This window comes from Veillonella parvula (assembly GCF_032550495.1).
In the GTDB taxonomy this organism is placed as follows: domain Bacteria; phylum Bacillota; class Negativicutes; order Veillonellales; family Veillonellaceae; genus Veillonella; species Veillonella parvula_G.
In genome coordinates this window covers 407195-427905 of the sequence record NZ_JAWFZJ010000001.1, presented here as the reverse complement: position 1 = coordinate 427905, position 20711 = coordinate 407195, and the positions used below count along the sequence as shown (strand labels likewise).

Genomic DNA, 20711 nt, shown 5'->3' with positions numbered 1-20711 from the left:
AGGAGTTTCATAATTGATGTCGAATATAAGGAGATACAATGAATCAAGAAATATTAAAAAAATATGCACATACCTTGTTAAAATATGGCGTAAATTTACAAGAAGATCAAACTCTTGTTATTTCTGTAGATGTGGAAAACAAAGACTTTGCAGTTATCGTCACAGAAGAAGCATATGAATTAGGTGCCAAAGAGGTTGTCCTCAACTGGAGATGTTCTCCAATCGCTCGTCAACGTTTATTACATGCTAAGGAATCTGTATTAGAAAGACCGGCTAACTGGATACCTGAATTCTACAAGCAATACATCGATGATAAGGCCGCTTTCTTATCTTTGATTAGTGCGAACCCAAAAGCGTTAGAAGGTATTCCAACAAATCGTATTTCACTACAATCTCGTAACTTAAATAAAGCTTTATCCTTCTACCATACAGCGATTATGAACTCCTCTGTTACATGGTGCGTTGCTTCTGTACCAACGGTTCTATGGGCAGATTTACTTGGCTATGAAGGTACAGATGAAGAGAAAATTGAACAACTATGGGCTACCCTATTAAAACTTTGCCGCATTGAAGGTGTAGAACCGAAAGACACATATCGTCATCACATGGCAAAATTGCGTCACCGCTGTGAAGCATTGAATAAATTAGACTTAAAGGCATTGCGTTATACTTGTAAAAATGGTACTGACCTCTTATTAGAATTACCAGAAGGTCATATATGGCTAGGTGGTGAAGAATCTTCAAAGGATGGCACTATTTTTAATGCCAATATTCCTACAGAGGAAGTTTTCTCCGCACCCCAATATAATGGTGTTAATGGTATTGTATACAGCACAAAACCTTTAATTTACCATGGCAATACTATTTCTGATTTCTCCTTTACTTTCAAAGAAGGTAAAATCGTTGATTATACTGCAAAAGAAGGTTATGAAGTATTAAAAGAGTTAATAGAAACCGATGAAGGCTCCCACTACCTCGGCGAAGTTGCTTTGGTGGACCACTTCAGCCCAATTAGCCAATCTAACCAAATTTTCTACGAAACATTGTTTGATGAAAATGCATCCTGCCATTTAGCGATTGGTGCATCTTATCCTACATGCCTCAAAAATAGTGATGGTTTATCTGAAGAAGAATTAAAAGAACGTGGCCTTAACTACTCCTTAACACATGTAGACTTTATGATTGGTCATGAACATATGAATATTAAAGGCTACACTCGTGATGGCCAAGAAGTAGACATTATGATTGATGGCCGTTTACAAGTATAAACATGACTACAGTGTAATCCTACATTGGATGATAGTAAAAACTGTACGTTCAATCTAACGGATCTGGTTGATATCAATTTATAATAGAAAACTACATATAAAAGAGCCCCTATATACGCTTGTATATAGGGGTTCTTATAAGTGGTAAAAAATTATTATATCACAATGTAATATTCAATGTGCGGCCTGTAGATTTGTATTCAATAATGTCTACACCTGCGGTTTTCAACATCCGTTTGGATGCTTTTACTTCTTTTGTATCCTTATAGAGATCATCGCGATAGATAACGGCTTTAATACCACTTTGAATGATGGCTTTCGCACATTCATTACATGGGAAAAGCGTTACATATATTTTAGAGCCCTCTAGAGAACCGCCACGATAATTTAAGATTGCATTGAGTTCGCTATGTACAGTATAGAAATATTTGTTATCATCAGCTGTATCACGTTCCCATGTGAAATCATCATCACTGCAATTCAAAGGCATACCATTATAACCAATGGACAAGATTTTATTATCATTACTAACAATACATGCACCAACTTGTGTATTTGGATCCTTAGAACGTTGTGCTGCCAAAATGGCAACACCCATGAAGTATTCATCCCAGGAAATATAATCGCTACGTTTTGCCATAATTACCTCACTTAAAATAAGCCCCCTTCTACCTATGTAGTTGGGGGCTTACAATATTAAACAAATAGAATATCCTTATTTAACAACGATATTTACAAGTTTACCAGGTACGTAAATAACTTTTACGATATACTTACCTTCTATAAATTCTTGAACACGGCTAGATTCTTTGGCCAATGTTTCTAATTCTTCTTTTGTAATATTTACGGAAACAGTAAGTTTATCACGAACTTTACCATTTACTTGCAAGACTACTTCTACTTCGTCTACAACGAGAGCGGATTCTTCATATACAGGCCATTTTTCTGTGTGAATGGATGTAGTTTCACCCAATTCATGCCACAATTCTTCTGTAATATGAGGCACAAATGGCGCTAAAAGAAGCAATAAGGAATGTGTCAATTCATTAGCTAATGCACTATTGATTGTTTCTGCTTTATCCTTATGAGCATACATAGCATTTACAAGTTCCATGATGGCAGAAATCGCTGTATTAAAGTTGAAATTATTATCTAAGTCTTCCGTAACCTTTTTGATAACACGGTGTAATTCACGACGCAATCCGAATTCGTCTTTTGTAAGATCACCAGTTACATTTTTCTTAGACTCTTCGTTGTACGCATCAACAATACGCCATACACGGCCTAAGAAACGATAGGAACCTTCAACACCTTGGTCAGACCAATCAAGGTCACGATCTACAGGAGCTGCAAATAGAATGAACAAGCGAGCAGTATCAGCACCATAGGTATTGATAATTTCTTCAGGAGAAACTACATTACCTTTGGATTTAGACATTTTACTGCCTTCTTTAAGAACCATACCCTGTGTCAACAAGCCACGGAATGGTTCATTTGCATCGATAAGGCCTAAATCGTGAATAACTTTCACAAAGAATCGAGAGTACAATAAATGCAAGATAGCATGTTCAATACCGCCGATGTATTGGTCAACATTCATCCAGTAATTAGCAATTTTTTTATCGAATGAAGCTTGGTCATTTTTAGCATCTGTATAGCGCAAGAAGTACCAAGAGGAATCGATAAATGTGTCCATCGTGTCTGTTTCACGACGTGCAGGGCCACCACACTTAGGACATGTAGTATTTAGGAAGCTTTCAGATGTAGCTAATGGAGATACGGCACCAGATTCAAATTTAACATTCTCTGGCAAGCGTACTGGCAACTCTTCTTCAGGAACGAGTTGTTCACCACATTTTTCACAATATACTACAGGAATTGGCACGCCCCAGTAACGTTGACGAGAAATCAACCAGTCACGAAGGCGGAAGTTTACTTTACCTTCACCAATACCGCGTTCATTAAGAGCAGCTGTAATATTTTTACGAGCCTCTGCAGATGTTTGGCCGTTATAATCGCCAGAGTTAACTAGAATGCCATCTTCATGGTACCATTCTTGCCATTTTTCAAGGCTATATTCTTCGCCTTCACAAGCTACAACCTGTTTAATTGGCAAATCGTATTTATGAGCAAATTCCCAGTCACGTTCATCATGTGCAGGAGAACCCATTACAGCGCCTGTACCGTAGTCTACTAATACATAGTTAGCAATCCAAACCGGTACTTGTTCGCCAGACATAGGGTTTACTGCATAAGAGCCTGTGAACATACCTTCTTTAGGTGCCTCTGTAGATGTACGGTCGATATCGCTCATATTCCGCATACGTGTAATAAAAGCTTCTAATTCAGCTTTATTAGGAGCGTTTTCAATAATGCGTTCTACATATGGATGTTCAGGAGCCAGTACTACATAGCTTACGCCATAAATTGTATCTACACGGGTCGTATACACAGATACACGTTCATTAATAGACGGTACTTCAAAGGAAAACTCCGTACCTTCTGAGCGGCCAATCCAATTCTTTTGCATCAATTTAACGCGTTGTGGCCAGTGATCAAGAGTATCCAAATCAGTTAACAAGCGATCTGCATATTCAGTGATGCGCAAGAACCATTGAGACAAGTCTTTTTTCTCAACTGGGTTATCACAGCGCCAGCAAGCACCATCGATGACTTGTTCGTTTGCCAATACAGTATGACAAGTTTCACACCAGTTTACTTTAGCTTCTTTTTTGTACGCTAAGCCTTTTTTATAAAATTGTTGGAAGAACCATTGAGTCCATTTATAGTAATCTTCTTTGCAAGTCGCTACTTCACGGTCCCAATCGTAGGATAAACCAAGAGCTTTTTGTTGTAATTTCATGTTCTCGATATTATCAAGAGTCCATGTTTTAGGTGCAATACCATGTTTGATAGCCGCATTTTCAGCAGGCATACCAAAGGAGTCCCAGCCCATTGGATGCAACACGTTGAAGCCCTTCATTTTTTTGAAACGAGCTACTACGTCACCGATGGAATAGTTACGCACGTGACCCATGTGTAAGTTACCAGATGGGTACGGGAACATTTCTAATACATAGTATTTTTCTTTAGATTCATCATATTCTGTTTTAAATGTATGGTTATCTTCCCAATACTGTTGCCACTTTTTTTCAATATCTTGGGCTACATACTTTTCGTTCATGTAGGGGCCTCCTCATATGGTCAACCTCATAGGTTGCCATTTTATAATTAATATTTTTATTTTACTACGTACTGTAAAAGCAGTCAAACACTAGCGTTTTACGACTTGAATAGTTTTTATTAAATCATTTTTAGGGCTTGTATTTTGATCAGAACTATGACTAGTATATAAATCATTTTGCTCTTTAACAGTTTGTTTATTGTGTTCTTTTCTAGCTTTAGCCTCTTCTTCTAAGCGTTTTTTCTCAGCTTTTACTTTTTCAACTTCTTCTTTTGCTTTGCGTTTAGCAGCTTCTTTCTCTTCTTTAGCTTTCCGTTTTGCTTCCGCTTTAGCTGCTTTTTCTTTTTCTTTTTCTTCTAAGCGTAATTTGTATTGTTCAAGCTTTGTTAATGGTTTAGCTTCTTGAACTACAGGTTCAGGAACAACTGCTGTAGGAGATTTAGGAATACCACGTCCTAAGTCTTTTTCTTGAATCATAGTAATCGTAGAAATATCTTCAAACCCTTTACGCCATGCTGCAAACCCACCAAGGTGTAATTCTTTTACCAGATCAAGTTTTAAGCCTAACGATGTATTATCTTCAAACCAAATACGATCTGAACCAGAAGCTGTTGGAATAGATAAATAGTATAACTTTAATCGATCGTCCCAAGTCATTTTATCTCTGTAATTAGCAAAGTAATTCCCTGTATTTTTCATAGCCAGTGTTTCACCCTTAGCATAACCATTTGTATCATGCCATAAGCGCATATAGAATGGTACCCCTAATATTAGCTTTTGAGAAGGAACTTCAGAGAGCATTCTTTCTGTATGGCTACGAACCCAAGGATAACTTGCAACAGGACCTGCAGTAGTACTCTTAGCCCAAGTTTCGTCATATGCCATAAGAACTACATAGTCGACAGTATCTGCCAAAGCTTTGCGGTTATACACTAATGACCATTCTGGACTATCAGAATACCCGGTCACATCGATAGAAGTTTTAATATTATATTGATGTAAATGATTAGACAAATATGATACAAATGTTGTTAAACGATTGCGGTCAGCATAATCGATGTTTTCAAAGTCAAAGTTATAACCATCAAACCCATATATATAGGCATATTGAACAAGATTATGAGCAAATTTCTTCCATACCGATTGGTCCGCCAAAATACCACTTGTAAAATTAGAGTCAAACCGATTAGTAATCAACGGCCAAATATGATAGCCTTTATTCTTATACGCTTTCACATAATCAATATTAATATTTGGACTTGCTTCTAAACCTAAGCTATGTAATTTAAACCAACTTGGAGAAATGATATTATCACCACTCGTATTGAGTTTTGCCTGATATGGAGCGCCCTCCGCTGTCCATGGATCAAAAGCCCACGCCAATGGTGTTTGCAATGTATAAGGCGCTTTCACCGTAGATGCTTCTGGTGCAGGGCCTAAAATAAGTTGACCATTATTTTTTGTATAACTAACACCCAGCATAGCTGGTTCAGACTCAATATCTACATAGGATAGACCATCTTTTTTGGTAATGGGCAATTTAACAGGTTCACCTACGGATGTAGGATTTAAAACAACCTTATCACCTTGTAATTCACTTTGTGGAACATACACGGTATATGATGTTTTATATTGATTTGCTTCGTAATGACGTGTAGTATTAGCTAAAAATTGATCTAATGGAACCAATACTTCTGCATGTACGAATGTACTTGATAATGCGGACATTACTAAAGCCGTTAACGATTTTATAATAGTAGATTTACGAATCATGTACTCTCCTAATTCTAGGTCCCATACTGGGATACAATACCAATTTCTATATTATACCATATTATATATAGTTCATCTCTTTTCTTGCACGAAGGATATATGTAATTTATAATTTAATCTATGTACTAATAAAAATTATCACATAAGGAGTTTTGTATGCATCAATATTTATTTTTCATAGGGGACTTCCCTATTAGAGCCTATGGTACCATGTTAGCTTTGGCTATCATCTGTGGTGCCTCTGTTGCCTATGTACTTTTGAAAAAGGATGGTCGCGGATGGCATGAACACATCATCGACTTTTCCATTACTGTTGCCGTAGCTGGTCTCATCGGTGCTCGCCTATGGGATGTCTTTTTCTTTGATTGGGATTATTACGGTAATCATTTATTGGAAATTCCCTTTGTTTGGCAAGGAGGCATGGCCATTCAAGGTGGCGTAGTACTAGGCACAATTGCGGGCTATTGGTATCTTCGTAAAAACAAGATTGACTTTTGGGCTTTTGCCGATTTATTTGCCCCTGCATTGATTTTGGCTCAATCCGTAGGTCGTATGGCAAACCTCTTAAACGGTGATGCTTTTGGTCATCCTACGGGCGGTAATTATGGTATTATCTATCCTGAAAGTACCCTTGCATACCGCACCTACGGTAATCAACCGCTTTGGCCTGCCGAAGTATGGGAAGGTCAAATCGATATTCTTATCTTTGTGGCCCTTCTATTATTTGGATCTTTTAAGCATGCTAAGGGTCAAGTATTCGTACTATATGCCATTCTCTATTCTACGGCTCGCTTTTTCTTAGAGTTCTTACGTGGCGATTACGTAAACGTAACGCTAGGTCTAAAATCTGCTCAAATGACGAGTTTAATAGCTATCATTGTCGGTATCTGTGTATTCATCTATCTAGGCTATCTAGAAAAGAAAAATCAAAAGGTACTTGTTGCTATAGAACCAACAGTAAAAACTAAAAAACGTAAATAAATTACATATAAAAAGAAAAGTCCTGCATTCATTGGTTTTACCATTGAATGTAGGACTTTTACTATTTTTTGAAATAAAACTATTTCTTAAAAGCCTATTTTCTATAAGGCTATTTCTTATAAACTTTCTTTAGCTTTTAGAGCATCAATTTCTTCTAATGCACGATTTGCAATCAGTGCATTTTTTTCTTTTTTCTTACGTACTTTTTGAGGCCACGACTCCATAATGCCAAAGTTGACATTCATTGGTTGGAAGTTAGAGCCTTCGTAGTTAGAAATATAGTGGCTAAGAGAGCCAATAGCCGTCGTCTTAGGGAATTCAATAAACGGTTTTTCCTCTAAATAGCGAGCTACTTGAAGACCTACCATGAGACCGCTAGCAGCAGATTCCAAGTAGCCTTCTACACCTGTCATTTGACCAGCAAAGAATAGCCGTGGTTCTTTTTTTAGTTGAAATGCGTGATTTAATAGTTCAGGAGAATTGATATATGTATTGCGATGCATAACACCATAACGAACAAATTCTGCATTTTCGAGTCCTGGAATCATACCGAATACACGCTTTTGTTCGCCCCATTTTAAATGAGTTTGGAAGCCTACCAAGTTAAACATGGTGCCTTCCTTATTTTCCTTACGCAATTGTACCACTGCGTAAGATTCCTCATTGGTACGTTTATCCACTAAGCCTACAGGCTTTAATGGTCCATAACGTAATGTATCTTCACCACGGCTTGCCATGATTTCTACGGGCATACAGCCTTCAAAGTAGATTTCTTTTTCAAAATCCTTTGGCTGTACGGCTTCAGCTGTTGTAAGCTCATGCCAGAACGTTTTATATTCCTCTTCTGTCATAGGACAGTTAAGATAATCCGCATCGCCTTTGTCATAACGAGAAGCAGCAAAAACTTTATCGTAGTTTAAAGATTCAGCCGTTACGATAGGTGCAGCAGCATCGTAGAAGTAAAAGCCTGTTTCGCCAGTTAAGGCTTTAATCTTATCTCCTAATGCTTCAGACGTAAGTGGACCAGAAGCAAAGATAACAGTTCCCTCTGTAGGAATCTCAGTTACCTCTTCGTGATGAACTGTAATATTAGCATGGCTCTTTACCTTCTTAGTCACCATTTCACTAAATAAATGACGATCAACGGCTAATGCACCACCGGCAGGTACAGCAGTTGCATCGGCACATTCCATAATGATAGAACCTAAACGACGCATTTCTTCTTTCAAAAGGCCTACCGCATTTTCAATATTACCAGCGCGCAACGAGTTACTACATACGAGCTCTGCAAATTGATCTGTTTGGTGCGCCGGAGAACTCTTCACAGGGCGCATTTCATATAAGTCTACATGAATACCTCGGTTAGCGAGTTGCCAAGCCGCTTCGGAGCCTGCAAGGCCTGCACCAATAACAATAACATTTTTATTATTCAATTGTAGTTTCCTCTTTTTTAGCTTTACTAGACTTTTTAGATTCTTTTACAGGTTCTTCACTAGCTTCGCTCTTTTTCTTTCTTGTTTTCTTTGGTGGTCGAGTCGGACAAGTTTCATTGGAACAGAATTTTTTAACTGTACCATTTTTATATGTCTTTTCAACCATTATAGAACCACATGTTTCACAGAAATCATGGGTTGGTTTATCCCATAGTGTAAAGTCACATTGTGGGTATCGATTACAGCCATAGAAAATGCGTCCACGACGAGACTTACGTTCTACGATTTCCCCTTCTTTACATTTAGGACACGTTACCCCAGTTCCCACTGTAATAGGTTTTGTGTTTTTACATTCTGGAAAATTAGAGCATGCTAAGAACTTACCATAGCGACCAAATTTATATACCATTGGACTATTGCAAAGTTCACATATCTCATCGCTTTCCATAGATGCAATTTCAATGCGCTCTACATCACTTGCATCTTCTAGTTCTTGCGCAAAGACCTCGTAGAAATCAGATAATACTGTTACATACGTATCCTTACCAGATGCGATAGCATCAAGTTCTTCTTCTAAATCACGGGTAAAGCCAGTATTGATGATTTTTTCAAAATATGTAATCAAGAAGTCTACCACTACAAAGCCTAGCTCAGTAGGCACGAATTGTTTATTCGTATTTTCCACATAGTTACGGCTTACGATAGTATCTAGAATTGGTGCATAAGTACTAGGGCGACCAATGCCAAGTTCTTCTAATGTCTTGATGAGACTCGCCTCGGAGTAACGTGGAGGTGGTTGTGTAAAATGTTGTTCAGGCAATACCTCTACCGTATGGGCAGCATCATTTTTTTTCAGAGCTGGCAATTGAGGTGCATCCTCTTTTTTCACATCTTCATAAACAGCACTGAAACCTGGGAAGATAACACGAGAGCCAGTTGCTTTAAAGGTATAGTCATCTTTAACATTCAACTCAATCGTTGTGGATTCATTTTGTTGAGGCGCCATTTGGCTCGCCATAAAGCGATTCCAAATCAACGTATATAGCTTAAGTTCATCACGACTCAAGAATGGTTCCACCATTTTAGGTGTTAACTCGAGAGATGTAGGACGAATCGCCTCATGCGCATCTTGTGCAGAACCTTTAGAACCGTACACATTTGGTTTAGATGGATAATATTCCTCCCCATAGTTACGAAGAATAAAGTCCTTAGCCATAACTTGCATCTCTTTAGAAATACGCGTAGAGTCTGTACGCATGTACGTAATCAAACCTACGTGGCCATAGGAGCCAATTTCTAAACCTTCATATAAATGTTGGGCAATCATCATCGTACGCTTAGCACCAAAGTTCAATTTACGCACACCATCTTGTTGCAACGTAGATGTTGTAAACGGAGGTGCCGCTTTACGAGAACGTTTGCGCTTTTCAATATTTGTCACTACTGCATCTTCACCGCCAATAGCATCAACCACCGCTTGTGCATCGCTTTCAGTAGTAATATCGATTTTCTCGCCTTTAATATGTGTCAACTCCGCTGTGAAAGATTCTTTTTTAGGTGTTTCAAAATTACCTTTAATAGTCCAATATTCTTGTGGTTCGAAGGCTTGGATTTCGCGCTCTCGTTCACAGATGAGTCGAACTGCTACAGATTGTACACGACCAGCGCTGAGACCCTTACATACTTTTTTCCAAAGTAATGGACTCAATTTATAGCCTACGATACGATCTAATACACGGCGCGCTTGTTGAGCATCTACCATATTCATATCGATGGTACGTGGAGCCTCCAAAGCCTCTGCTACGGCATTTTTAGTGATTTCATTAAACGTAATACGACATGTAGACTTAGGATCTACATTGAGAATGTACGCTAAGTGCCAAGAAATGGCTTCCCCTTCGCGGTCAGGGTCAGTTGCAAGCAATACGGCACTGCTTTCATCAGCATAGGAAACGAGTTCATCTATAACCTTTTTACGAGTTACAAGATTGCTGTAGCGCGGTGTAAAGCCATGCTCTATATCGATGCCCATTTGAGATTTAGGCAAGTCTCGTAGATGGCCCATACTTGCTTTTACCACATAGTTAGGACCTAAGAATTTTTCAATTGTTTTAGATTTAGCAGGAGATTCTACAATAACCAAGACTTTGCCGTTCGGATTATATACGCGAGGTTCCCGTTGCTCCGGTGGCACAGAAGTTTGTAGTACAGATTTATCCCGTACAATCCCCATTGGAGTAAGGGCTTCTTTAGTAACCTTACGCTTTATAGTAGTACTCTCTTTCTTAGTATTTTTCTTTTCTGTATCTTTACTAGTACTAGCTGCTTTCGGCTCGCCAATAACGATAGATCGTTTAATGGACAAGTATATCACTCCTAGTCATATTAATATAGCCTCTCGGCGGATGATTCTCTATAGCCCCTTCCATTTCTAATGTTAGTAATAAGGGCTGTAGTTGTTGTAATGGAATACGAGTCGCTTTCAAAATATCACTAACCGTAATACATCGATCATGAGGTATTTCATTCAATATTACACTCCTATCCACATTAAAGCTTAACATAGAGCACCCTTTTCTATCAACACTTTGACTATGATTCCCTATTTGAACGCTAGCTTTTACGCCTTTATTACCTTTATTATTTGTTGGTAAAAGTTTATGTTCACTAGAAAAATATTCCCGCATTGTTAAATGGTATTGTTCAACTATATCCTCATAACCAGTAAGTACATATGCACCATTTTTCATTAAGAATTTATTTCCATCTGCTGTATGGTCTAATAGATTACATGGTACCACAAATACATCTCGACCTTCACTAACCGCCATATCTGCCGTAATTAAAGAACCACTACTAGACTTGGCCTCCACTACGATAACACCTCTGCATAATCCACTAATGATACGATTCCGTGCTGGGAAATGTTTTGCGGACGGCGGTGTACCTGGCGGGTATTCGGAGAGAAGTAACCCATTATTTTGTAATATACGATCAAATAATTTTGCATTTTCTCGAGGATAGGTAATATCTAAACCACATCCCATAACAATGATTCCATACCCCTGACTAGCCAGAAGGCCTTCATGACCATGTGAGTCTATACCACGCGCCCCACCACTAACAATAATGGTACTATATTTACCTAATTCCTTGCCGAGCATTCTCGCCACATTCCGACCATATAAGGAGCAACTCCTTGCTCCAACAATAGCAATACGATTTAAGCGTCCATCTAAGAGTGCCCGATTACCTCTCATAAATAAAATGGCTGGCGGATTATATATATGATTTAAAATAGACGGAAAGTCTTTGTCTAAAAAGGTAGTAAAATCCATCTGGTATTCGTCTACTTTATGGATAATATAATCTAATTTTTCATCTTTAGCCGATGCTGAAATGGCACGTTTATCAGATGCAGAAATATGTGTATAAGATTTTAAGTTTTCTACATTCTTAATAGCTTGCCACGCATTATAAGGGGATCCAAAATCCTCTATAAATCGCCTTACATATGTGGCTCCAACATTGTATAAGCTTTGTAATCCTGCAATATAAATATTGTCATCGTATCTAATCATATAAACACCTAGTAATTCTTTCTAAGTATATAATCATTAATTTTATATAGAATCAAACAACTACTTTTGGCAAATAAACAACTACTAAATTTATGAGATACTTACTTTATTTGCCAGTTCTAAATAACATTGCTTCAGAAATATGATGTGGTTCTACTTTTGGATTTTCTTCTAAATCAGCAATTGTACGAGCCACCTTTAATATGCGATCAAAAGCTCGCCCACTTAAATGAAAATGGTCAAATATATTGCCTAAAACACTCCAAGCCTTATCTGTAATATTGCATAGTTCACTAATTGCCTTATGAGGAACTGCTCCATTCGAATTAAAGTCAAAACTTTCATATCGTTTCTGTTGCATAGCAGTGGCCATGATAACTTGTTGTCTCATACTTTCACTCGTCATATTTGAAGATGATGTATCTAACAGCTGTTCAAGGGTCGGTCTCTCAACGGGAATATGCAAATCAATACGATCCATAATCGGCCCTGATAACCGTTGCTGATAGTTTTTAACCATCGTTTCTGTACAAACACATTCCTTATGAGGATCATGGTAATACCCACAAGGACAAGGATTGGCCGCAAGAATACAAATAAAATTAGCTGGATATATATAATTTCCTTGAGACCGATTTATAGTAATCGTTCTAGACTCTAAAGGCTGTCGTAATGCATCGATTACTTGGCGTTGAAACTCAGGCGCTTCATCCATAAATAATACACCTCCGTGAGCTAATGTTACCTCTCCAGGACGTCCCTGAATTCCTCCACCGACCATACTAGCCAAAGTAGCCGTATGATGAGGATGTCTAAAAGGTCTAGATGTAACTAGCCCATTATCGCCCAGCAAACCTATTACATCTTGTATACGACTCACTTCAACAATTTCATTCCAAGTCATAGGAGGCAATATGGTCGGCAATCTTTCGGCCATCATCGTTTTACCCCCACCTGGAGGCCCTATCATAATACAATGATGATGACCTGCAGCACTGATGAGCATGGCTCGTTTGCCTAACTCTTGACCTTGTACATCACCAAAATCAACTGTATATGTTTGATTAGTCTTTATAGTTATACTTTCATCCGTAACAGACGTATCAACACAATTATTACTAATCATAGTTACTTGCGGTTTGCTGATTGTATCTACATTTTCATTATTGCCAGTTAATGGCATAGACTCTAGAGTTGATTTATTGGTATTATGTTTATCTACATGTTCTGTTTTGATACTTATTTGTTTATTTTTATCAACTACCTTTGGCTTAATTTGTTCCTCTAAAATAGTAATAATTTCTTGTAGTGATAATCCACCATATATAGTTAAATTAGGAATAGACTGTAGCACTTTACCATTTTCAATACTTGTATAAATTTTTGAATAATTAGCATCTAATCCTGCTAACGACATAGCTAAAGTCCCAAAGGTCGGTAATAGCGAACCATCTAACGCTAATTCTCCCATAAACAAACTCTTATCAAATAAAGCCGAAATTTTAGCTTTACGCCCCTTTATCTGTCCTGATGCAAGCAGAACCCCTAAAGCGATCGCTAAATCGAGTCCAGCACTACTTTTACGAATTGTAGCCGGAGCTAAATTGACTACGATGCGTCTCATTGGAAATTCGTATCCACTATTTTTAATGGCCGCTCGTACACGTTCACGAGCCTCTTTAACCGATTGATTAGGTAGTCCAACGATATCAAAGACCGGCAAACCTTGTGATATATCGACCTCTACAGTAATGATGCATCCATCAATGCCGTGTAAGGTGGCTCCATATAATTTTGCGTACATAAACAGACCTCACTAAAAACACTGTGGTAAATAATGAATAGAACTTTGAAAGTCTTCGTGTAAATACACCTCTATTACATCAAAGGATATTTCCTTCCAACGGCGCTTTTTTTGATTTAAATCATATAGAAACAACATAGCAGCTCGTTTAATATGCTTTTGTTTTTTCTTGGTAACTGCCTCACGTGCTAGTCCATGTTGCATACCTCGGCGAGCTTTAATCTCTATAAAATGATAGACTAAATCACGTTTAGCAATGATGTCGATTTCCCCTAATCGGGTTCGATAATTTGTATCTACTACCGTAAGTCCTATTTTTTCAATATAGTTAGTGGCTACTCGTTCTCCCCATTTGCCCAGTTCTTTTGAATCGAGTTCATTAAATGCTTTACCAGTACTAATCGTTTTCATATATACCTCCTAATAAGGTGTATCTGCAACAACAACTCATAGAATTTTAATATCTACACTATATTAATCTTTCAACAGGTAATACTTACTTGTAGAGTAAGATACGTAAGATGTAAAAGTAAATACAAAAGAGGTTCCTAATAGTCACATAAGTGACCAATAGGAACCTCTTTACGGTTATAAACTATATGCAATTTATAATGATATAACGAATAAAACTAATACGACTATAGGACTTAACTTAATAGTCGAATCATAAAGTAAATCTATTACCCATATATAAATAACTAAGATTTACTCAGGTTTAACCCAACGCACAATAGATTTAATAGGCTCAAAGCTCTTACGATGAAGCGGTGTTACCCCTTGTTGCTCGATAGCTTCTTTATGTAATTCCGTATAGTAACCTTTATGAATACCAAAGCCATAACCAGGGAACTCAACATCAAGGCTCTTCATATATCGATCTCGCGTAACCTTTGCAATGATGGATGCAGCAGCAATATTAGCGCTTTTACTATCGCCCTTAATAATGGATTCAACAGGAATCGTTAAATCAGGCAATTTCATAGCATCAGCCACTACTGCTTCAGCTGGTACGCTGAGCGTACGAATAGCCTCATACATCGCTTGTCGCGTTGCTTCATAAATATTGAGTTCATCAATCTTTTCTGGGCCGTAGGAAATACAGCTAACAGCAACAGCTTCGTCCATGATGATATCATAGAGCGCTTCACGCTTTTCTTCCGTTAGCTTTTTAGAGTCATTAAGGCCTGGAATTAATGTCATAGGTGGCAAGATAACAGCAGCTACCGTTACAGGACCCGCAATAGGGCCACGCCCCACTTCATCAACGCCAGCCACATGATAGATACCTTGATCATAGAACATGCCTTCATAGTCATACATACCCATGAGGCGTTGCTGTTCTTTTAACTCTTTTTCTTGCCGCTTAATATAAGAAGCAGCCAATTTTTGTACAGAACTACGAGTATCCTCTTGAGCAAAAGACAAAATCTCTAAGGCTTGTTCAGTTTCAAAGAGAGCTTTAATATCTGCTACTTTTAACTTAGAAAATATATCCTTATCCATTATGACTCTCCTCACCATCTGCAGGGTAGTACGGTTCTTCATCAACTTGATCGAGAGTAATTGTACCTAACTTAGTATTGCGATAGTCTTGCAAGATAATACGGCGAGCCTTGTCAAAATCTACAATGCCACCGCTTACAAGACAACCTCGACGACGTCCGATGCTTTCAAGAATCGTATCAACATCGGTCATCTCTTCTTCCTTTAATTTATAACGCTCTACCAAAATATTTGGCGTGTTCGTCAATAAGTAATTTAATAGCTGTTTTATAACATGCTCTAAATCATAAACATCATCGGAAATGGCACCTGTCATAGCGAGGCGAGCCGCTGCACGTTGGTCCTCTAATTTTGGCCATAATACACCTGGTGTATCAAGCAATTCAAGATTTTTACCGATTTTAACCCACTGTTGACCACGTGTATGACCTGCCTTATTAGCTGTACGCGTTGCAGCAGAACCAGCTAAAGAGTTAATCAATGTAGATTTACCAACATTAGGAATGCCTAAGATGATAGTCCTAACAGAACGACTGCGAATACCTTTCGCTACCCAACGATCAATGATAGGTTTACTTAGACGTTCTACGGTAGATAATAATTTTTTATTGCCTTTGCCAGATTTAGAATCGATAGCCAATACTGTAATGCCTTGTTTAGTAAAGAATTCAGTCCATTCCTTTGTGGCTTTAGGATCAGCTAAGTCAACTTTATTTAACAGTACAATATGTGGTTTTTGACCAACGAGTTCAAGGATCACAGGATTCGCACTAGAGCGAGGAATACGCGCATCTAATAACTCGATAACAACATCTACCTTCTTGATATACTCTGTAATCATACGAGTAGCTTTCGCCATATGCCCAGGGAACCAATGTACGATAGGTGAATCTGCCATTTTATATCCTTTCTACATACTTTATATACATCTCATAGAGATACTTAGTATATTTTATATTTATCTTTTTACAGCTCTATATTCCTCTATTATAACTCTTTAATTCATAGAATAATAAAATAGAACTATTCATATCTAATCTTAGCAAAAATAAAAGGCTGCCAACGGCAGCCTTTTATGAACATTAGCGTTTTTCGCGAATACGAGCAGCTTTACCAGTAAGGTTACGTAAGTAGTACAATTTAGCACGACGAACAACACCACGACGCATAACTTCGATTTTAGCTAAACGTGGGCTGTGTAGTGGGAATGTACGTTCTACACCTACACCGGATGCAATACGACGAACTGTAAAAGTTTCACGTACGCCACCGTTTTGACGTTTGATTACCAAACCTTCGAACACTTGGATACGTTCACGAGTACCTTCCACTACTTTTACGTGTACGCGAACTGTGTCACCAGCGCGGAAAGTAGGGATGTCTGTACGAAGTTGTTCTTGTTCAAGTACGTTAATAATGTTCATTGTTTCCTCCTGTTTGCAGACATTCAATACCTACACCTTATAGGCAGCGGACTGTCTCAAATTAACAGCAATATAGTATCATAAATCACGTACTGTTAGCAAGTATTTTCTATATTATTTTAATAATCCAAATATTTACGTATTATTTACGTATAATTGGTCGTTTTAACTTACCTAATAAGCGGTATAAATTCTCCTGTTCTTCATCCGATAAATCAGAGAACATTACATTAAGAAATTCGTTATATGTATGTAAAAGAGTTTTGCCTAAACGTTTCCCCTCATCTGTTAATGTTATTACAGATATACGTTTGTCCATATAATCAATATGTTTTGTAACATATCCCAATTCAATGAGAATATCTGTCTGCTCCGACACAGTAGCGGGACGCATATTTAAAGCATCTACTAACTGCTTCTGTGATGCTCCTTGGGAACGCATATATAATTCAATAATAATTCTATCACGAGACTTTTCTTTGCCGCTTGGCACCTTACATAAGGCTTTATATAATTCATCATGATTCATAATCATCTATCTCCTCATACAACTTTGTATATTATAAAGTATTCGCCATAGTCTCTAAAAATCCTGCATAAAATTTGCATATTCTTCGTAAAAGCAAAAAAGAGGTACGCACGGTACCTCTTCTCCTGTATATCATTGTAAAAAATTTAACTTTTACTAAAATATGTTATTTTAATGCGCTAATATCTCCAATAATAGCCATTACGTTGTACGCTAAACGAACGAGTTGTAACCGGTTAGCTTTAATAGCTTCATCTTTATCCATAACCATTACATCTTCAAAGAATTTGTTGATGGCTGGAACTAAAGTAGCTGGAACTGCCACGACTGCATCATAATCGCCAGCTTCCCAAGCAGCACTACTTATTTCAGATGCTTTAGAAGCAGCTTCAAACAATGCTTTCTCAGCATCTTCTTTCAACAAATCATTATTAACACCAGTATATTCCACATCTTTTACAAGATTGTACATACGTGTATACGCTTGAACAAGTTCAACGTTTTCATCGATGCGGTTAGCTAACAATGCATTTACAAGACCTTCAGCATCAGCAACGGACAATTCGTTGTTAGATAACAATAAGTCAATTACATGATGAGGAACTTCGCGATCAAGGAAGATATTTTTCAAACGAAGCATGAAGAACTCTTCTACTTGGCCAAGCAATTCGTCTTGTTTTTCAGCTGGTACATTAAGCAATTCCATAGATGCTTTGAAGATTGGACGTAAGCTGATATTCCATTCGCTACCAAGCAAGATGTTCAAAATACCAATTGTTTGACGGCGCAATGCATATGGATCTTGAGAGCCTGTAGGAATTAGGCCACGGCTGAAAGTGGCAACGATGTTATCTACTTTATCGATGATGGACAATACTTTACCTGCTTCAGTTTGAGGCAATACATCGCCTGCAAAACGTGGTAAATATTGTTCGAAAATAGCTTCTGCTACTTCAGGAGATTCACCATCAAGTAAAGCGTATTCTTTACCCATTACACCTTGTAATTCAGTGAACTCTGTAACCATACCTGTTGTAAGATCAGTTTTAGCAAGCTCTGTAGCACGTTCTAACACAACAGCTGCATCTTCGTGTAAACCACATTCTTCACCAAATACACGGCCCAATTTAAGTAAACGTTCAGTTTTATCCGCTAAGTTACCAAGACCTTCTTGGAATACAATTTTAGTCAAACCATCTTGACGGTCGATAAGAGGTTTCTTGCGATCTTCGTTAAAGAAAAATTTAGCATCATCAAGACGTGCACGCAATACACGTTCATTACCAGCTTGAACTACTTCGATAGAATGATCGGAGCCGTTACGAACTGTTAAGAACATTGGCAACAATTTGCCGTCTTGGTCAACTAATGGGAAGTAACGTTGATGGTCTTTCATAGGTGTAATGATAGCTGCATCTGGAAGTGCCAAGTAGGACTCTTCAAAGCCACCACACAATGCTGTAGGCCATTCAACAAGATAGTTGATTTCTTCTAACAAATCATCATCCCAAACGATAGATGCATTTTTAGAAGCTGCAATGTCATGTAATTGTTTGGAAATCAATTCACGACGTGCGTCTTGATCAACCATAACAAAGTTTTCTTTTAATGTGTCTACATAGGATGATGCATTTTTGATAGTGATTTCATCAGCACCTAAGAATCGATGACCACGTGTTACATTACCAGATTTAACAGTAGCAAATTCTACAGGAATTACTTCTTCATCAAGTAATGCTACAAGCCAACGTACAGGACGTACAAACTTAGCATCTAAATTGCCCCAATGCATGGATTTAGGGAAATTAAGACCTGTAATTAATTGTGGTAACATATCTGTTACGATATCTTTTGCAGGTACACCAGCAGTTTTAGTTTCAGCATAAATATAGCCGTCTTCTACAACTAGGTTAGCTACATCAAGACCTTTACCACGAGCAAAACCGATAGCTGCTTTTGTAGCATTGCCGTCAGCATCGTATGCAATGGATGCAGAAGGACCTTTATGACGTTCGCTAATTTCCGCAGATGTGTCAGCAAGACCTTTCACGATAAGAGCCAAACGACGTGGTGTGCCGTATGTCGCGATGCTTTCAAAAGGAAGATGGGCATCATTTAATTTTGTTTCAGCCAATTGTTTCAATTGACCTAAGATATGTGGCATAAAGCCGGCAGGAATTTCTTCTGCACCGATTTCAAATAATAAATCCTTTGCCATCTTATTTATCTCCTTTCAAAAGTGGGAAACCTAATTCCTCGCGTTTAGCAAGGTATTGTTGTGCACAAATACGAGCTAATGCACGTACGCGACCGATGAAAGCTGTACGTTCGCTGATAGAAATAGCGCCACGGGAATCAAGCAAGTTGAATGTGTGGGAGCATTTCAATACATAGTCGTAAGCTGGTAATACATAACCTGCACCGCAAACGCGTTTTGCTTCTGCTTCGTACATATCAAACAATTTGAAAAGCATATCTGTATCAGCTAATTCAAAGTTATATACGGATTGTTCAACTTCGTTAGCATGCCAAACGTCACCATATGTAACATTTTCATTCCATTTAAGGTCATATACATTTTCTACGCCTTGAATGTACATAGCCAAACGTTCTAGACCGTATGTAATTTCTACGGAAACTGGTTTACAGTCGATGGAGCCAACTTGTTGGAAATATGTAAACTGAGTTACCTCCATACCGTCGAGCCATACTTCCCAGCCAAGGCCCCAAGCGCCCAATGTTGGAGATTCCCAGTTATCCTCAACAAAGCGGATATCGTGGTCTTCTGCGTGAATGCCTAATGCAGCCAAAGATTGTAAGTACAATTCTTGGATATTATCTGGAGATGGTTTCACGATAACTTGGAATTGATGATGTTGGAACAAACGGTTAGGATTATCACCATAACGACCGTCTGCTGGACGACGAGAAGGCTCTACATAACATACAGACCATGGTTCAGGACCAATAGCGTGCAAAAATGTAGCAGGGTTCATTGTACCTGCACCCTTTTCGATGTCATATGGATTTTGAACGATACAACCTTGATCGCTCCAGAATTTTTGTAGATTTAAAATAATCTCTTGAAATGTCATTGCTGCCTCCACTTTACACAACCGACATAAAATCAACCATTTCGTTACAAACAAAAAAGTCCCTGTAACGAAAAACGTTACAGGGACGAGTATACCCGCGGTTCCACCCTATTTGGCTTGCGCCCTCTTTTTTCTA

At 38.1% G+C, this 20711-nt stretch carries 16 protein-coding genes; 2 read left to right on the top strand and 14 right to left on the bottom strand.

The window, feature by feature from the left end:
* The first annotated feature begins 38 nt into the window (after nucleotides 1-38).
* A complete protein-coding gene (locus tag E6X37_RS02010) occupies nucleotides 39-1268 on the top strand; it encodes an aminopeptidase (RefSeq protein ID WP_060919821.1) in 1230 nt (409 codons plus the stop codon).
* Nucleotides 1269-1428: 160 nt separating this feature from the next.
* On the opposite strand, the gene E6X37_RS02005 is transcribed toward E6X37_RS02010, so the two are convergent.
* The 3 genes from E6X37_RS02005 to E6X37_RS01995 form a co-directional block, all read right to left on the bottom strand.
* Nucleotides 1429-1908, bottom strand: coding sequence for a deoxycytidylate deaminase (locus E6X37_RS02005; RefSeq protein ID WP_004695896.1), 480 nt, complete (start codon nucleotides 1906-1908; stop codon nucleotides 1429-1431).
* Between the two features lie 75 nt (nucleotides 1909-1983).
* Nucleotides 1984-4452, bottom strand: coding sequence for a leucine--tRNA ligase (gene leuS, locus E6X37_RS02000; RefSeq protein ID WP_302942700.1), 2469 nt, complete (start codon nucleotides 4450-4452; stop codon nucleotides 1984-1986).
* A 90-nt stretch (nucleotides 4453-4542) separates the two neighbouring features.
* Entirely contained in the window at nucleotides 4543-6225 is a 1683-nt protein-coding gene (locus E6X37_RS01995; RefSeq protein WP_316603707.1) for a glycosyl hydrolase family 18 protein, read from the bottom strand.
* 156 nt (nucleotides 6226-6381) lie between these two features.
* On the opposite strand from E6X37_RS01995, the gene lgt reads away from it, so the two are divergent.
* Nucleotides 6382-7206 (top strand): prolipoprotein diacylglyceryl transferase, encoded by an 825-nt coding sequence (gene lgt / locus E6X37_RS01990; RefSeq protein WP_004695902.1) that lies wholly within the window; start codon nucleotides 6382-6384, stop codon nucleotides 7204-7206.
* A 116-nt stretch (nucleotides 7207-7322) separates the two neighbouring features.
* Here the strand turns inward: lgt and trmFO are convergent, their stop codons facing one another.
* The 11 genes from trmFO to glyQ form a co-directional block, all read right to left on the bottom strand.
* Nucleotides 7323-8639, bottom strand: a complete 1317-nt coding sequence (gene trmFO, locus E6X37_RS01985; protein ID WP_316603706.1) for a methylenetetrahydrofolate--tRNA-(uracil(54)-C(5))-methyltransferase (FADH(2)-oxidizing) TrmFO — start codon at nucleotides 8637-8639, stop codon at nucleotides 7323-7325.
* On the bottom strand, nucleotides 8632-11004 hold the full coding sequence (topA, locus tag E6X37_RS01980) for a type I DNA topoisomerase (protein ID WP_316603705.1): 2373 nt from the start codon (nucleotides 11002-11004) through the stop codon (nucleotides 8632-8634). Before topA ends, trmFO begins: the two co-directional genes overlap by 8 nt.
* The gene (dprA, locus tag E6X37_RS01975; RefSeq protein WP_316603704.1) at nucleotides 10994-12220 is read right to left on the bottom strand and encodes a DNA-processing protein DprA; all 1227 of its coding nucleotides are present in this window, start codon (nucleotides 12218-12220) and stop codon (nucleotides 10994-10996) included. The genes topA and dprA overlap by 11 nt, the downstream gene beginning before the upstream one ends.
* Before the next feature lie 106 nt (nucleotides 12221-12326).
* The gene (locus E6X37_RS01970; protein WP_316063711.1) at nucleotides 12327-14024 is read right to left on the bottom strand and encodes a YifB family Mg chelatase-like AAA ATPase; all 1698 of its coding nucleotides are present in this window, start codon (nucleotides 14022-14024) and stop codon (nucleotides 12327-12329) included.
* A gap of 12 nt (nucleotides 14025-14036) precedes the next feature.
* Complete coding sequence (locus tag E6X37_RS01965) at nucleotides 14037-14435, bottom strand: YraN family protein (protein ID WP_004695915.1); 399 nt, start codon at nucleotides 14433-14435, stop codon at nucleotides 14037-14039.
* A 294-nt stretch (nucleotides 14436-14729) separates the two neighbouring features.
* Entirely contained in the window at nucleotides 14730-15527 is a 798-nt protein-coding gene (locus E6X37_RS01960) for a ribonuclease HII (protein ID WP_287507693.1), read from the bottom strand.
* The gene (ylqF, locus tag E6X37_RS01955) at nucleotides 15520-16425 is read right to left on the bottom strand and encodes a ribosome biogenesis GTPase YlqF (protein WP_060919830.1); all 906 of its coding nucleotides are present in this window, start codon (nucleotides 16423-16425) and stop codon (nucleotides 15520-15522) included. Before ylqF ends, E6X37_RS01960 begins: the two co-directional genes overlap by 8 nt.
* Before the next feature lie 184 nt (nucleotides 16426-16609).
* Nucleotides 16610-16951, bottom strand: coding sequence for a 50S ribosomal protein L19 (gene rplS / locus E6X37_RS01950; RefSeq protein WP_004695921.1), 342 nt, complete (start codon nucleotides 16949-16951; stop codon nucleotides 16610-16612).
* 142 nt (nucleotides 16952-17093) lie between these two features.
* Nucleotides 17094-17480, bottom strand: a complete 387-nt coding sequence (locus E6X37_RS01945) for a MarR family winged helix-turn-helix transcriptional regulator (RefSeq protein ID WP_118091475.1) — start codon at nucleotides 17478-17480, stop codon at nucleotides 17094-17096.
* Between the two features lie 166 nt (nucleotides 17481-17646).
* Nucleotides 17647-19698 (bottom strand): glycine--tRNA ligase subunit beta, encoded by a 2052-nt coding sequence (gene glyS, locus E6X37_RS01940; RefSeq protein ID WP_316689412.1) that lies wholly within the window; start codon nucleotides 19696-19698, stop codon nucleotides 17647-17649.
* A gap of 1 nt (nucleotide 19699) precedes the next feature.
* Entirely contained in the window at nucleotides 19700-20575 is an 876-nt protein-coding gene (gene glyQ / locus E6X37_RS01935) for a glycine--tRNA ligase subunit alpha (RefSeq protein WP_012864405.1), read from the bottom strand.
* Nucleotides 20576-20711: the final 136 nt, after the last annotated feature.